The sequence below is a fragment of the Streptomyces orinoci genome (assembly GCF_003121295.1).
GTDB classification, from domain to species: domain Bacteria; phylum Actinomycetota; class Actinomycetes; order Streptomycetales; family Streptomycetaceae; genus Streptomyces; species Streptomyces orinoci.
The window spans coordinates 354296-368886 of the sequence record NZ_PHNC01000029.1 but is presented as its reverse complement, the minus strand read 5'-3'; the positions used below and the strand labels follow the sequence as shown (position 1 = coordinate 368886).

Genomic DNA, 14591 nt, shown 5'->3' with positions numbered 1-14591 from the left:
GTGGCCCCTTCTGGGAAGTCCGCAACATCCGCCACGCCGCAACATTGCTGGTCAGCGGCTTGGATGTGTGGCGGATGGCGGTTGTGTTGCGGATAGGTGCGGGCACGCTGCGGCGCGCCCGCACCGGAGGGGGTGGGACTGGTCAGCCTGCGAGACGCAGTTGGGGTGTGCCGTTTTCCGCGAGCATGTGGCGGCTTTCGGCGGGGGCTTCCGCCACGGATTCACCCTCTCTGACCTGCGGTGTTGCGGCTGTTGCGGATGTTGCGGACTTTCCAGGGGGAGGGGGGCAGTAGCGGGCCCAGGCGTCGGTGAGGTCGTCCGCGTAGTAGCCCTTGGGGGTGCCGCTGCCGACGCGGATGCCCCGGGGCCGGATAGGGGAGTTGTCGGGGCGGACGTACTGGCTGAGGAGCTTGGACAGACCGCGGGCGGTGAGCGGTTTGCCATCGTCGTTCAGGTCGGCCCAGGGGGCGTCGTCCAGTCCGAGGAGGACTTCGAGGATGGCGGCGGTGGGCATGCGGTCGGCGCCGCCGAACACCCGGTCGCGCAGGTCGGTCAACAGACGTACGCCGAGGGAGGCTTCGTCGCCTTCCTGGGCTGCCTTGATGAGTTCGATGCAGGCGGCACGGGCCCGGTCCGGCCAGTGGCCGCCGGCCGCGTCTGCGACCGCGAGTAGTGGTTCCCAGACGTCGGCGGGCCGGTCGGTGACCCCCTCGGGCATCTCGGGCCAGGCTTCGGCGACTTGGTGGCGCACGGTGGCGGCCCAGTCGGCGAGCCGGTCCCGCAGGACGTGGCCCTGCTTTTCGTGGACGCGTCGGCGGTAGGGCTCGGCCTTCTCGTTGGGGGCCTTCTTGCGCATGCGGATGATGACCGAGCGGGTCAGGATGGTGTCCGGCAGGGAGCCAAGCCCGGCCATGGCAACCGCGCAGAACGAGGAGAACCACTCGGTGCTCTGGTTCGAGCCGTCCCCGACGCAGCGCAGAGACTTGGCCCCGCGCCGGTAGCCGGAGTTCAAAAACCCCCGCACCTCCTCGTTGCCGCCGGCTTTGGGACCGAAGACGGTATCGATCTCATCGAAGAGCAGCGTGGGTGTCCCGCCGCCGGCTTCCACGAGCCGGAACAGTGCGTTGGCGGAGGCGTTGACGGTGGTGACCGCGCGTGGGGTGAGGGTTTCCACGATCTCCAGGGCGCGGGACTTGCCCGATCCGGGTTCCGGTGAGAGGAACGCCAGACGGGCTGTGCTGTCGAAGGCATCGATGAGGTGAGCATGGGCGTCCCACAGCGTCACGGCCACATAGGCGGCTTCGGTGGGAAAGACGTTGAAGCGGCGGTGGAACGCTTCCACTTCGTCAAGCAGGGCCGCGCCGTCGATGGACGGTGCGGGCTCGGCGGCGCTGGTCATGCGGCGTTCCTCCTTTCCTCGGTGGTGCGCAGGGGGCAGTGGGCGCGGTGGGCTTGGTGGTCTTCGATGAGCGCCAGCACCCTGCGTTGGCCCGCAGCGTGGCGGCTCCGGCCGCACGCGCAGATCGAAGTGGCGGTAGGGATAGCGGCCCTGGGCGCACGGATGTGGAGCCAGGCCACGGGCCACCGACCGTCACCCGCCGCCGCGGGGGTTCCGCGGGAGGCGGTGGGAAGAGCTGAAAGGGCGCCCTGACGGGCGGCCCTTTCTCCGTCGCACGGCGAAGCTGCCCCCTGGCCGCAGTTGGCGGAGCCGGGGCCCCACAGGGGCTTTTCAGGGGCGGGGCGGGGAGAAGTGGCGCTCACGCTGCCTCCCTGGGGCGGCAGGTGCGGATGGACCAGTCCAGGGCGCTGCGGATGGTGGCGCGGCACTCGGCCGCAGACAGCCCGGCCGCCTCACCCGCCGCCTGAAACGCCAACTCCACCTGATCTCGCCGGACTTCGCCCCAGGCGACGAACCGGCCCATGGCGCGGGCGCCCGCCAGCAGCCGCGCGTTACGCCCGCCCTCGGCTGTTGCCTCCACCTCGGCCGTTTCCCGCGCCAGGGCCGCCTTGGCCCGCGGGGTGGCACATCCGGGCGCGACAAGCCGGGGCGCGGCCGGTGTGGCAGGGGGTTTGGGCGGGGTGTGCAGGAGTTCCAGCAGCCAGTAGGGCAGGCTGGCCGGTGGCAGGTCCGTCACCACGGTGTAGGTGCCCTCGGGGGTGGTACTGCCTGCGGCGACGATGTTTCCGCCCCAGGCGCGGGTGTCGATGTGCGGGGCGAGGGTGCCGGCGGTGCAGGGAAGACGCTCGGGGAGCCAGACCCAGAAGTACAGGTGGAGACCGCCGCTGGGCGTCCGCACCGTGTAGGTGCGGGGCCAGCGGTGGTCGGCGCGCTCGCAGAGCGCCTTGAAGGATGTCGCGCCGTCAGGCGCGTCCGAACTGCCCTTGTCCTTGGGCACGTCCAGATCGACTACGAGCAGGTTGGACGGGCCGGTGGCGATACCGATGTTGAACGGGCCGGCGGCCCAGGCGCGGCGGATGCGCGCGGGGTCGGTGGTGGCTCGGTCTTCCCACTTACGGTGCCCGTCCTGGCATTCGCCGGTCCGGGGGCAGGTGCGCTCCCCGTGCAGGGCAGGGCTCTTCTGGCCGGGGCGGAGGGGGTGGACGTGCCAGCGGTTCCGGGCGGCGCGCAGGGCGGCGTCAAGCAGCCGCGTTTGGCTGGTTGACGCTCGCCGTTCGGGGGCGTGTTGGGTCATGCTGGTGCCTCCAACGGGTCGTGTAGCGACTGGTTGGCCGGGGCGACCGCGTGTCTTTGGCGAGATCGGGCGGTCGCCCCGGGCGTGTTTTAGGCGATGTCCAGGGCGAGTTGGGCCGGGGTGGAGCCTGCTGTTTCGGGCGCGAGGGTGCCGAGCAGTGCGCGGTAGGCGTGGACGGCCTGGTGGATGACCACGCCGTTGCCGAGGATTTTGAGCTGGTCGGAGCGGGAGAGTCCCAGGTCCGGGCTGGTCACCCAGCCGGGTTCGGCGCCCATCATCCATTCCACGAACGCCGGGGACAGCCGGCGGTTGCCCTTGGTCCCAGGTTCTGTGGGTTCGGGTGCGGGGCGTCCCAGCACTGCCTCCCAGCGGCGGATGGCGGGCCCGTAGTCGGTGCCGTTGGTGGCCACCCACCGCCCGTCCAGGCGGACGGCCTGTCCGGGAAGGTAGTAATTCCCGGTTTTGTCGCGCTGGTTGGGGCCGCCGTGCGGGCCATCCGATGCTTTGGGGGTGGGCAGCAGATTGACCACCACTTCGTTCAGTGGACGGGAGTTGGTCTCCAGCAGGTTGGAGGCGCCGGACTTCCAGTCGCGGGCCGCTGGGGTGGGCAGCAGGGTGACGGCGGTACGCAGGTTCATGCCGCCCTTGCGCTTGGGGGAGGTTCCGGGTCCGCCGGTTCCGTCGGCGGCGGCCGGGGTGGGCAGCAGGGTCATGCGTCCGTCGGGGGCAGCAAGAAGACCACTTCGTCCTCCAGCGTGGGCCCGTGCCCGCCGGCGCGGCGCTTGTCCGGGTGCTGGGGTCCGCCGTTGCGTCCCAGTTGGGAGGTGGGGGTTTTCAGCAGCCGGATAGGCGAGGGCGAACCAGCGGTCCCGCCGGTGACAGGCCCCGATTTCGGGGTCTGAAGCTCGTAGGCACATCCATCGCGCGTCATACCCGCACGCGGCCAGGTCCGCGGCGACGACGTCGAGTCCCCGGCTGCGGATGGCGGCGACGTTTTCCAGGAACACGAGCCGGGGTCGAAGACGGCGAATGGCGTGGGCGACGTGTTTCCACAGTCCTGAGCGGTCACCGGCGATCCCTCCCCGAGGCCCGGCGTTGGAAATGTCCTGGCAGGGAAAGCCGGCGGTCAGCGCCGCCGGACGCGGCAGCGAGGCGGACAGGACCGCCCAGTCCACGGCTTTGATGTCGCCCAGGTTGCGGGCATGGGGCAGGCGGGCGGCCAGCAGCCGAGAGGCGGCCGGGTCCTTCTCCGCGACCATGACCGTGGGCAGACCGGTGACGGCTTCCACGGCCAGGTCCAGCGCACCGGACCCGGTGCACAAGCTGATGTTGCCGCCCTCCGGCAGCGCTAAGGAGCGGTGGGTCATGCTGGATGCCTCCAACAGGTCGTGTAGCGACTGGTTGGCCGGGGCGACCGTGTGTCTTTGGCGAGATCGGGCGGTCGCCCCGGGCGGGTCTAGAACGGCGGCTCGTTGCCCGCCTCGGTGGAGGTGTCCGCGGTGTTCCACGTGTCGGCGGACGGGGCGGTGCTGGTGGTGTGCTTGCCGTCGATGGCGACGGTGGTGAAGCGCAGGGACGCGCCGATGTCATCGATTTCCAGGGCGAGCATGGAGCGGTTCTCGCCCTGGGGGGTTTGCCAGTTGTGCTGGCGGATACGGCCGTAGGCCACCACGCGGGAGCCCTTGGCCAGGCTTCCGGCGATGTGCTCGGCGAGGGCGCGCCAGGCGGAGCAGCGGAAGAAGGTGGATGTGCCGTCCTTCCACTGGTTGCTCTCGCGGTCGAAGACGCGCGGGGTGGCCGCGAGGGTGAACTTCGCCAGTGCGTGGCCGGAGTTGGTGAACTTCAGCTCCGGGTCCGCGGTCAGGTTGCCGATGACGGTGATCGGGGTTTCTCCGAACGACATTGGTTCTCCTTCGAGTTGGTGTCAGAAGGGGGGTTCCTCGCTGTGCCCGGTGGCAGCCCACGGGTCGGAGACAGCGGCGGGGGTGCGGCTGGTGCGGAGTCGGCGCGGCGGGCGCGGCAGGGGCAGGAGAATCCAGCGGCGGTGTTCGTTCCAGCAGGTGCAGGGCTCCCAGTCCGTTCCGGCGTACTCGCCGGTCACGGGGTCGCCGTAGTCGTGCGTCATGCCTCCGTCACCGTCGCAGCGACGGCAGTCGGGGCGGGGCGTGTCGGTGAGCACCAGCGCATGGCGGGGCCATGTGGTGCGGTGGATTCGCAGTCGGATCACGAGGGTTGGCTTCCTTCAGTGGTGGAAGTGGTTGCGTTTGAAGATGGCGCGGCGGATGTTGACGACCGTGCCGCCGCTGTCGGGGCGGCGAGGGTGGAGGACTTGGGCGGCGATCCAGCCGCCGAAGACGATGGCGGCCAGGATGATGAGCTGGTGCACGAGGGCAGCCAGCGCGGCGAGGAACGAGGCCAGCAGCAGCAGGCCGCCGCAGACCGCGGCGAACCCGATACCGCCGAGGGCGACGTTCACCGCCGTGCGGGAGACGGCCGGCTGGTGGGCGGTCGCGGGCGGTGGGGTGGGGGTGAGGGTGTAGCCGGTGACGATGCGGCCGTCCGGGAGCTGGACGCTTTGCACCGCGGGCTGCGCCCCCGGTTGGACGGGCGTGAGTGCGGCGGCGTGCGGCGGGGGGAGGGGTACCGGGTGGTGGACTTCGATGGGCTCGGGCGACTGGGCGCGGGGCATGCCGTCCTCCTCGGAGATAGGCGGCGGGCCCGCACCAGGAAGGTGGCGCGGGCCCGCGCAGGTGTCAGGCGTAGGTGTCAGGTGGCGTCAGCGGGCGGTGTCAGGGCCGCGTGACAGCGCGTCTGCCTAGGGGTTTGGGTGTCAGGCGGTCGTGACTGTCAGGAAGTGTCAGGCGTCGGCGAGAGCCGGGACGATGCGCCAGCGGCCGGTTTTGCTGGTCGGTTCCAGGCGCCCCTCAAGGGCGGCTTCCTTGAGCCGTTCGGAGACCCAGGGGCGGCTGTAGCCGTGGGCGTCACACCAGTCGGTGAAGTCCTTCGGACCCACCACCATCCGGCCCTCGGTCTCGAACTCCTCCAGCGCCTTGGCGAACAGGCGCCGTGCCTCCTCCGGGGACGGCTTCCGGCCCGTTTCCCGACCGAACAGGGGGGCGTCGTCACCCGGCTCGCACTCCGGCAGCTCGGCTTCCGGGTCAAGGTCTGCGTCCTCGGGGTCCACCAGAAGCCCGTGGTCCATGTCGTCCTCCTCCGCGGTGGCCGGTGCCGCCGCCGGGGTGCCGGGGGCCGCCCGGCCGGTGTAGAGCTGCCCGGCGACGCCGGCGGCCGCCTGGGCGGTGACGGGCCCGGCACTGGCGCCGTTGCGCTGGGCCCAGGAGGCCAGCACTTCCATGGCGGAGATAGCCCGGGAGGAGAAGTGCCAGGTCCGGCCCGGGGAGGGGTAGCGGTCGTCAGGGACCCCGGGGCTGACCAGGTAGCAGTAGCCGGGCCGCCGGTTGCCCCACGCGCCGGGATGGGCGCCCGCGTCCAGCACCGCCTCCGGCAGAGAGAACCCCTCGTCGCGCGGGTCGCAGCCCAGCGCGATCACGGACGGCAGCGATGCGCGGGTGCTGGTGGACATCTGGTCGTACGACGGCCGCTGAAGGGAGACCACCAGCGCGATACCCGCCGAGCGGGCTTCCTGGGCGATACCGGTGAACGCATCGTCGCCCAGCGCCCGGAGGGTGTTGGCCCCCTCCTCCATCCACGCCACCAGGAACGGCATCCCCGGGCAGCCACAGGGCTGCCCATCGGGGCGGCAGGTGTGATCCCGGCTGGTCTGGGTCTCGGCCGCCTCACGGACCCACTGGCGGTAGCTGTGGGCACCCAGCCAGCGCGTGCGCGCCGGAATGGCTGCCTTGACGGCCTCCACCATGACTTCCGTGCCGGTGCCGCCCTCAACGGCCCAGTCCAGGCCCGGCCTGAGCGGGGCGAAGTCCTGGAACGCCTTCGGGTCGGACATCCACACCACCACGTCCTGACGAGACAGGATCTCCGTCAGCACGTTGAGCGCGGTGTCACCCTTGCCGGAGCCGGACACACCCGCGATCAGCAGGTGAGTGGAGTTACGCCCGGCTTCCGGGTCACCGGGGAGCCAGAGGCGAAGCGGCGATCCATCGTCGTAACGCCCGATGACCAGCGGTTCCGCAATCGATCCGCCCAGCCGGGAGGGCCCTTCCCACTCGATGACCTCGGCCAGCATGTCTTCTGGCACGATGACCAGCTCACCGCGCCGAGCCGACGCCGGATTGGGCGTGTAGCGGATGGCGGTGGCCGGCAGGTCCAGCGCGGATGCGATCAACGGCAGGCTCTTGGTCACATCGTTGTTGGTCTGCCTGCCGGCCTCCAAAGTGACCGGTGCGGTGACGCGGTTGGGCTCGACCTTGGCCGCGCCGATCTGCGCCCGGGCCAGCCCCACCTTCTCCAGCAACCCGCTGTCCGAGCCGTGGCCTGCCGCGTCGGGGTTGCGGCGCATGACCACACGGACGTTCCAGGACAAGGCCACGGCCGGGCCGCCCATCAGGTACAAGTCCGGCAACGGGCCGGTGGCCGGTCCGGCCAGGCAGGCGGCGGTGCACCACGAAGTGGCGGCGGCCACGGTGATGGCGGAGTGCAGACGGCGCTGCTGACTGCCCGCCTTGCCCGCCCACCAGGTCACCCCGGTCAGCGCGACAGAGGCCAGGGTCAGACCGACGCCCGCCGCCGCGCTGTTGGCCCACCGCGCATGGCCGAACACCCCGGCCAGACCGGTGGCCGCAACACCGCACCAGGGCGGCAGGTGGGGCTTGGCCCGGTGGAGCACATAACTGGTGGCCCCGGAGGAGCCGGAAGGGCCCCGGAGCTGTTCCTCGTACTGCTGCTCAACGGCGTTGCGCTCGCTCATCACCGAGCCTCCCTACTGCTGGGCCCAGTCCATGCGCGGCGCGTGCGGGCGCCGGGCACGGTGGCGGACACGGTTGATCTCCTCCTCGTACTGCTGCTGGAACAGGGCGTAGGTGGCCGCCGCGTTCTTCGCCGCGTCCCTCAGCGCGTCCGCGCACTTCTGGAGCTTGCGGCTGACCTTCGCGGCACGCATGCGGGACCCACCGATGCGGCCTTCCGGGTCGGGCACCGCACCGAGGACGCCCTTGAGGATTTCCGCGCCCATGGCCACCTCAATGGACAAGGTGACAGCCGCGGCCCGCAGGCTGTTGCAGTAGTGCCGCACCTGAGCCGGGGAGGTGAACTCCGGGGCGGGAAGCAGCGCTTCGGCGTGCGGACGGCCCCCGTGAGCGGCGCCCATCGAGCCGCCGCCGCTGTTGCGGTTGCCGGAGTTGACGTTGAGCGTGATGCCGGGTGCGAACAGTGTCTTGCTGTTGACCTTGGTGCCGTTGCCCTTGGCGAACCGAACACCGTTGTCCTGAGGGGACATGGACTCTCCTTGGTCAGTGCGGGCGGCGGACGAGAAGCCAAGCGGCCTGCGCGGCAAGGGCGGTGGCCAGCAGCCACAGGCCCAGCGGCTCGGCGAGCGGCCCGAAACAGACGGCCAGCGCCAGCCAGGCCAGGACGGATGTCGCCAGCAGGGCCAGAGCCAGACGCCACCCCAACACCGAGCGGCGGGCGGCCGGATGCCGCTGCTGGACGACCACCAGCCACACCATCGGCACGGCGGCCAGCGCAGCGAGAAAGAAGCCGGACCACGGCGCCACGGTGTGCAGCAGCGCCGTGCCGACCAGGGCGAGCAAGGCGAGAACGAGCGGGACGAAACCCCGGCGACGGGCCCACACCGCCCCGCCGAGGAAACCCAGCAGCCCCCACAGCAGCGAGGACCGTTCAGGCACCACCACCACGAACGGCGCAGTGGTGCGCCCACGTTGACGCGGGATACGGACGGTGGTGAACCCCCTCCGCACGCGCATACGGCTGGACAAGGGGAAACCTCCCAATCGAAAAGCGGGAGAAGCGAGGAATGGGGCCTGCCACCCGCCGGCGGTGAGCGGCAGGCCCGTAGTGCCTGTTCAGGTGCCGCGGCGGCTCAGTTCGTGCCCCGGGTGCGCGGCTGCGATCTCCTGCCAGCGTCGGCTCATGCCGGGGCTGGCGTGGCGGACCTGGGCCTTGAAGCTGCACCCGGGCGCGGGGCACCGGTAGGTGGCGGTGGTCAACGCGTCGGCCACCGAGGTTCCAAAGGTGGTGACGGACGCGCACACCGTGAGGGCACAGCCAACCGTCAAGGTCAACGGCACTCCGTAACCGGCGAGCTCGATACCGATGTCGGTGGCCGTCCAGGTGCCGGTCCCGAAGGACGCGGCGAGGGACAGCAGGCGCAGCGTGCGGTCTTTGCGCATGAGGACGCGGCTCCTTGCCAGGTCAGTGGCTCTGTCCGTCCGGGTAGGCGCAGGTGACACACATGCCGAGCGAGCGCGGGATGCAGTACCCGGCGTCCGTTCGGCAGGCCGGGCAGGTGCGGCGGGCGGTCATGGCACGCTCCAGCGCCGCCCGCCGGGCCGGGGTCATCGGCCTGACCGGCTGGGCCTGGTCGATGCGGTAGAGGTAGGCGACGGCCACCCCCGCCCTGCGGCGGCGGGAGCAGCGCATGATCTGGGCCGCGATGGGCTGGCCACCAGGGCGCAGCCCACGGGCCCGCAGCTGTCGGCGAGTCGCCAGACCCTCCGGCGCCAGCCGCCATGGGAAAGTCGGTATCCCATGCAAGGCGCCGGAAGGGTCCCAGCACCGGCCGAACACCCCGCTCACGGCGCGCTCTCCTCATGGGACATCACAGCGCCCCACGCGGCCCGCACACGCGCTTCACCGCCGACGAACCCGGCTTCCCGGAACGCCATGACGGCGTGACGGTAGGACAGGGGCGGCTCGGCGGAGTACCGCAGATACCGCATGACCACGATCAGCTGAAGGTCACTCAGTGACTCGCCGGGTTCGGGCGTGGGCACGCCCGCCACGGCGGCCACGTCCGCCAGCGTCACGGTCTGCCGACGCGGCTCCCACAAGGGTTCCGCCTCATCGTCGTCCGGCTCGGCCCCGTCCGGCTCATCACCAGCGGCGCCGGGCGCCGTGACGGCAGGCTCCGGCCAGAACGGCACCGGATCGTCCCAAGCCGTCACACCCTCCGGGAAAGACCCGCTGACCTGCGTGCCTTCCGCGTCACAGTCATCCGTGACGCCCCCCGGATCCGCAGGGACTTCGCCCCACACGGGAAGGCCACTGCCGGGCGCGGAAGTCGGTTCGTCATCCGGCGTCACGCTCGACGTCACAGGGGCCGTCACGGGCGTCACGGGTGCCGTCACGGACGTGACGGGCACCGAGAACATGTCCGCCAGCGCGGCATCCGCACCGGCCGCCACCCGCTCCCGCTGTACCTCCAACAGCCGCCCGCCCAGCGACGCATCCCCGATACCGATCTGCCGGGCCAGCCGCCAGGACGCCCGCTCAGAGCGCTCACGGGCCCGCTCGCCGGGATGGTTCGCCGCGCGGGCCCGGTGGTAGGCCAGCCTGCGCACAACCGCCGCGTCACGACGCTGAGCCTCGGTGTCCACGCCGGTGCGGTAGACCACGATCCGGCGGGCCAGCAGACCCATGCCCTCCGCCGACACGCACATGGCCAGCGGAGTCACGGCGAACACCACCATCTCCACCATGGTCGGCGCGATGACGGCCCCGGTCAGGGACGCGACCGCAGGAAGCGCCCACAGACCGAAGCGAACGGCCGCCGGCGAGGACTGCCCCAGCGAGGTCAGGCCCACCAGCACCAGGGCCAGAACGAGCGTGGCACCCTCGCCCGCGGCCACTACGCCCAGCGCGGTGGCCGACCGCCGGAAGACACTGACGATGTTGCTGTAAGTGCCGAGCGCACCCAGGGCACCGAACGCCACCACGGGCACCGCCGCGGCGCCCAGGACTAGGACTTGCCCCCAGCTCAGGGACCTTGCGGCAGGCGTAGTCATGCCGCACCCCCCACCAGTACGGCAGGGGAGATGTCGGCGTAGCCCACCAGCTCCAACTCCGCGCCCCCGCACGGAACAAGCACTCGCACAACGCCCGTACGGCCGTTGTCCAATACGCGGTAGCCGACGTTCGCCGGGGCGATGCCCAGCGCCTCACGCCACCGCTCAAAGTCGGCGAAGCCGGAGTGAAACGCCAGCTCCAGGCGGTTCGGGAAGACGGCCGAGACGCTCACGGTCGGCGCCGGAAGCTCCCCGAAGTCCGCAGCCAGCACCCGCAGCGCAGCCAGCGGCCCGGCCATCTCGGCGAAGGTCAGCGCGTCACTCACGCCCCCACCCCCGGCACCACGAACGTCCGGTTGGCCAACTGGCGCCGCGCGGCCAGCACCCGCCGCCGAGCCCGGCGCAACCGCCGCTCGTCCAGCTCTGACACCGGCCGGTCCAACAGGGCGATCTGAACGTCCAGCAACGCGACTTCCGCCTCAATCAGCGGCATCTCAGCGCCGATGGCATCCAGCTCCGCGGCCGTGGGCCCGCGGTCGTGCTCATAGGCGGTAACAACCGCCCGAAGTGCACCGATGTGCTTCATGGGTCGTTGCTCCTGTGAGATCCAAACGGCCCTGAACAGCGGCTCCGGTGTCCCAGCACCGGAGCCGCCCGCCGTTGAAGTCGGTCCATCCGGCTCCCCACCACCCCGCCCGTACGACGCCGCGCACAGCGCGCCGGACGGGCGGAGGAGGCAACCGGCCGCAGCGCTAACCGCCGCGAAACCAGGAGATGACCGGTCGCTCACGCGGGCCTGGTCTTGCCGGCCACCGAGCGGATTGCCGAACGGCGCCGCCATGCCGGTCGATCACGGCAGCGCCTGAAGTCGTCGTTGGGTGTGCACGATCCCTCCCTGACTGGAGAGTGGACGTGGACAGGTCTCCTCCCGGAAGCGCGCTTCCGTTGGTAGGCGTATGGAGACGTGACCTTTCGGTCTAAGCCATCCGGTTGCCAAGGGATCCGGTGCCCTCCGGCCTGTTCAGGGCCGCCAGTCCGAGTCAGGGATGGGACCTGAACCGGACTACTGCCGAACCGGGCGAGGCCGCGGGCAGGCAGGTCCTACAGAGCCAACTTGTATGTCGGCGTCCAGATACATGTTGGGTGTTGTCGGACTGCCCGTCAAGGCGGTCCGCGGATTTCGTTCGGCTGTGTTCGCCGTGCTTCGAGAGTGCGGCCTGAGGCGCCGGGGACGGCAGAGGAGCGAGGCGGACAGGGGCGGACTGTCCGCCCCTGTTGCACCGGTCCATGGACGGGCCACAATGGCGGCCCGTCCTCGGTCATCAGGGGGTGTGGCCATGACCGCGCTTGCCGATCGCCGCGCTCAGGCCGTCTGGAAGAAGGCGCGCCTCGTACTGGAGTTGAAGCGCGCGGCGACCGTCCGTGGCTTCAGTGTGGCCTCCGACGAGAGCCTTGACCGGATGATCCGGGAGTGGGAATCGGGACGGCGTCCTTTGGTTGGCGACTACCTGACTCTCTTCTGCGACGTCTACCAGTGCAGCGCGGCCGAGTTGGGGTGCTTTCCAGAAGATGTTGGTGATAGTGACGCCGATGAAGTGACGTTCCTCAAGCGCGAGTTGCTTGCAGCTGCCAGCGCTGACGAGTCGCTTGTTTGCCTGCTTGAGGCACAGACGGAAAACCTGCGGCAGATGGACCGGCGACTTGGGGCGTCAGCTCTCCTCCCCCAAATCGAGGCGCATGTGAGCCATATGGAGGGCTTGCTGAAGCACGGGGCGACACTCAACGCCCGCAAGTTAACGGCCCGGGCCCTATCGGATGCTGCGGCCCTGGCAGGTTGGCAGGCGCTCGACCTCGGCAGGTTCCGCGATGCATGGAATCTGCATGAGGTGGCAAAGGCGGCAGCCAGAGAGGCAGAAAGTGCCAGCCTTCTCGTGCACGCGACCGCCCAACAGGCCTACGTTCTGCTGGACTTGGATCAGCCATCTGAAGCAGTCCAACTGATCTGTCAGGCACGGCAACTAGGCGGGACACGCATTCCTGCCCTTATGACGGCATGGCTGAGCGCGGCAGAGGCAGAGGCACACGCGATGGCAGGCAATGAGTTGGAATGCCGCCGCGCCTTGGAGGAGGCGGACCGCTCCTTGCCGGCGGACGCCACCGACCCGGAGTTGCCATACCTGTTCCTAGCAGGCCCCCACCTGGTCAGATGGAGGGGGAACTGCCTGGCCAGCCTGGGCGCCCACGAAGCAGTGGAAGATCTCAGCCAGGCACTTTCCACCATGGAAGCTGCCGGGTTCAACCGAGCGGAGGCAGGACTGCGCTGCGACTTGGCCGGGGCTCTGATCAAGCAGGGAGACGTCAGCGAGGCGAGGAAGCAGGCCGAAGCGGCGCGTAGGTTGGCGGCGCTGACTGGGTCCTGCCGTCAGCGCCGCCGCATCGAGAAGCTTCTAGGCAGCGCGTGACCTGTGCTCTGTCGTCGCCAATAGGTGGAGAAGAGCCACCAGCGTCCCTGAGTTCGCGATTTCTCCGGCTTTGATCAGCTCGGGCACTTTGGAGAGTGGAATCCAAGCGGTGCGCTGGGATTCATTGACCTCCGTTGGCTCGGCCACGTATTCCACACCCCTCGCCACATAGACGTGATGCGGGCTGGTGACCGTGCCAATCATGGGCTCGAAGCTGGCTACATGCTCCAGCTCTCCCTTGGGGCGGTACCCGGTCTCCTCCAGGATTTCGCGAGCGGCAGTGACGGCCGGGTCCTCCCCCTCGTCAATCAACCCGCCCGGCAGTTCCCAGTTCCATTTATCAGGGACGAATCGGTGACGCCACATCAGGAATACGCGGTTCTGGTCATCGAGCATGGCGGTCATTGCTGCGGCCGGCAGGTACACCTTGTGATGCTCGAAGCGTTCACCGTCTGGCGTCTCGATGTCGGCCATGGCGACGGTGACCCACTGGTTCTCATAGATGGGTCGCTCGCCATAGACCTTCCAAGCCGTGGACCGGTCCCCATCGTCGTGAAAGTCAGCCGGCGCCGTAACCACGCGGCGCGCCCCCTGTGAGCCACTGGCCAGCCCCTCCCGCTCCAGGTCCGCGAACACCTGGCGCGCGGTTGAGCGGGAGACGCCGTATTCCTTGCACAGTCCTGCTTCGGAGGGCAGCAAGGCACCCACAGTCAGCTGTCCGCTTCTGATCTTGGCGCGAAGAGCTGCCGCAACCTCTTCGCGCTTCGTGGTCGCTGGGAGGCTCCGCTGCTTGGGGTCCTGCACAAAGCGCCCCCGGCCCTTCACAACACGAGCTAGCCCGTCAGCCTCCAGTGCGAGGAGGGCACGACGGGCGGTGTCGCGGGCGACACCGAACGTCTTGCTGAGCTCTGCCTCAGACGGCAAGCGATCCCCCGTACGCAGAGAGCCACTTGCGATCTGGGATCTCAGAGTGCCCGCCATCTCCTGGTAGCCGGTGCTGCCGCCCTCGGTCACGTGTCTCCCTCCGACAGGTTCGACTGTGCCCAGCGTAGGTCACCCACTGATTTCAGTAGGTGCCCCTGCCGCGATCTATGGGCCCGCCTGGCCAACGTGTGGCCAAGCGGTTGACTGTCGGAGCCTGAGGCGGCGAGCGGATGCCGCCAGGAGAGCGCTCATGCTCCGGTCGCTCCCTGACGGCAAGAGTTGACGGCAACGTGCTCGGACGTCGCTGGACATGAGGAGACACAGATCGATGCTCCGCGTGCGGAGGTACCCGCCTGTCCTCTGCCTAGAAAGGGGTTCGGACGAACTTACAAAGCAGATGTCGCTGGTTCGATCCCAGCTGCGCCCACCAGGGAGAAGGCCCCCAGACGTGATCGGCTGGGGGTCTTTGACGTCGGCGGATGATCCATCGGCCTCAGTCAAGGAGCTGATTGACGGACGAGGTGATCTTGTCGAGGACCTTGTCCAAGGGCGGGAGGTCAAGCTGCTCGTGA

At 69.7% G+C, this 14591-nt stretch carries 16 protein-coding genes; 1 reads left to right on the top strand and 15 read right to left on the bottom strand.

Annotation, left to right across the window (positions count from 1 at the left end):
- Positions 1-142: 142 nt before the first annotated feature.
- From CV755_RS16420 to CV755_RS16350, 14 genes are all read right to left on the bottom strand, one after another.
- Entirely contained in the window at positions 143-1399 is a 1257-nt protein-coding gene (locus tag CV755_RS16420) for a DUF3631 domain-containing protein (RefSeq protein WP_109280984.1), read from the bottom strand.
- Between the two features lie 358 nt (positions 1400-1757).
- On the bottom strand, positions 1758-2693 hold the full coding sequence (locus tag CV755_RS16410; RefSeq protein ID WP_109280982.1) for a bifunctional DNA primase/polymerase: 936 nt from the start codon (positions 2691-2693) through the stop codon (positions 1758-1760).
- A gap of 89 nt (positions 2694-2782) precedes the next feature.
- Positions 2783-4060, bottom strand: a complete 1278-nt coding sequence (locus tag CV755_RS16405) for a DNA cytosine methyltransferase (RefSeq protein ID WP_109280981.1) — start codon at positions 4058-4060, stop codon at positions 2783-2785.
- A gap of 89 nt (positions 4061-4149) precedes the next feature.
- A complete protein-coding gene (gene ssb / locus CV755_RS16400; protein ID WP_109280980.1) occupies positions 4150-4596 on the bottom strand; it encodes a single-stranded DNA-binding protein in 447 nt (148 codons plus the stop codon).
- Positions 4597-4617: 21 nt separating this feature from the next.
- Positions 4618-4920, bottom strand: a complete 303-nt coding sequence (locus tag CV755_RS16395; protein ID WP_109280979.1) for a hypothetical protein — start codon at positions 4918-4920, stop codon at positions 4618-4620.
- Positions 4921-4935: 15 nt separating this feature from the next.
- Entirely contained in the window at positions 4936-5382 is a 447-nt protein-coding gene (locus tag CV755_RS16390) for a hypothetical protein (protein WP_109280978.1), read from the bottom strand.
- Positions 5383-5550: 168 nt separating this feature from the next.
- Positions 5551-7578, bottom strand: a complete 2028-nt coding sequence (traB, locus tag CV755_RS16385; RefSeq protein ID WP_109280977.1) for a plasmid transfer protein TraB — start codon at positions 7576-7578, stop codon at positions 5551-5553.
- Between the two features lie 12 nt (positions 7579-7590).
- A complete protein-coding gene (gene traA / locus CV755_RS16380; RefSeq protein WP_241561250.1) occupies positions 7591-8106 on the bottom strand; it encodes a plasmid transfer protein TraA in 516 nt (171 codons plus the stop codon).
- Between the two features lie 13 nt (positions 8107-8119).
- Positions 8120-8515, bottom strand: a complete 396-nt coding sequence (locus CV755_RS16375) for a hypothetical protein (protein ID WP_241561248.1) — start codon at positions 8513-8515, stop codon at positions 8120-8122.
- Between the two features lie 177 nt (positions 8516-8692).
- Positions 8693-9019, bottom strand: coding sequence for a hypothetical protein (locus CV755_RS16370; protein ID WP_109280975.1), 327 nt, complete (start codon positions 9017-9019; stop codon positions 8693-8695).
- 22 nt (positions 9020-9041) lie between these two features.
- Positions 9042-9425, bottom strand: coding sequence for an RRQRL motif-containing zinc-binding protein (locus tag CV755_RS16365; RefSeq protein ID WP_109280974.1), 384 nt, complete (start codon positions 9423-9425; stop codon positions 9042-9044).
- Entirely contained in the window at positions 9422-10561 is a 1140-nt protein-coding gene (locus CV755_RS16360; RefSeq protein WP_338323666.1) for a hypothetical protein, read from the bottom strand. Before CV755_RS16360 ends, CV755_RS16365 begins: the two co-directional genes overlap by 4 nt.
- A 68-nt stretch (positions 10562-10629) precedes the next feature.
- A complete protein-coding gene (locus CV755_RS16355) occupies positions 10630-10959 on the bottom strand; it encodes a hypothetical protein (RefSeq protein ID WP_109280972.1) in 330 nt (109 codons plus the stop codon).
- Complete coding sequence (locus tag CV755_RS16350; protein ID WP_109280971.1) at positions 10956-11219, bottom strand: DUF6284 family protein; 264 nt, start codon at positions 11217-11219, stop codon at positions 10956-10958. The genes CV755_RS16355 and CV755_RS16350 overlap by 4 nt, the downstream gene beginning before the upstream one ends.
- 751 nt (positions 11220-11970) lie before the next feature.
- Between CV755_RS16350 and CV755_RS16345 the strand changes: the two genes are divergently transcribed.
- Positions 11971-13095, top strand: coding sequence for an NsdA family TPR-like regulatory protein (locus CV755_RS16345; protein WP_241561247.1), 1125 nt, complete (start codon positions 11971-11973; stop codon positions 13093-13095).
- On the opposite strand, the gene CV755_RS16340 is transcribed toward CV755_RS16345, so the two are convergent.
- Complete coding sequence (locus CV755_RS16340; protein WP_109280970.1) at positions 13081-14109, bottom strand: GntR family transcriptional regulator; 1029 nt, start codon at positions 14107-14109, stop codon at positions 13081-13083. The two genes, CV755_RS16345 and CV755_RS16340, sit on opposite strands and share 15 nt — an antisense overlap.
- Positions 14110-14591: the final 482 nt, after the last annotated feature.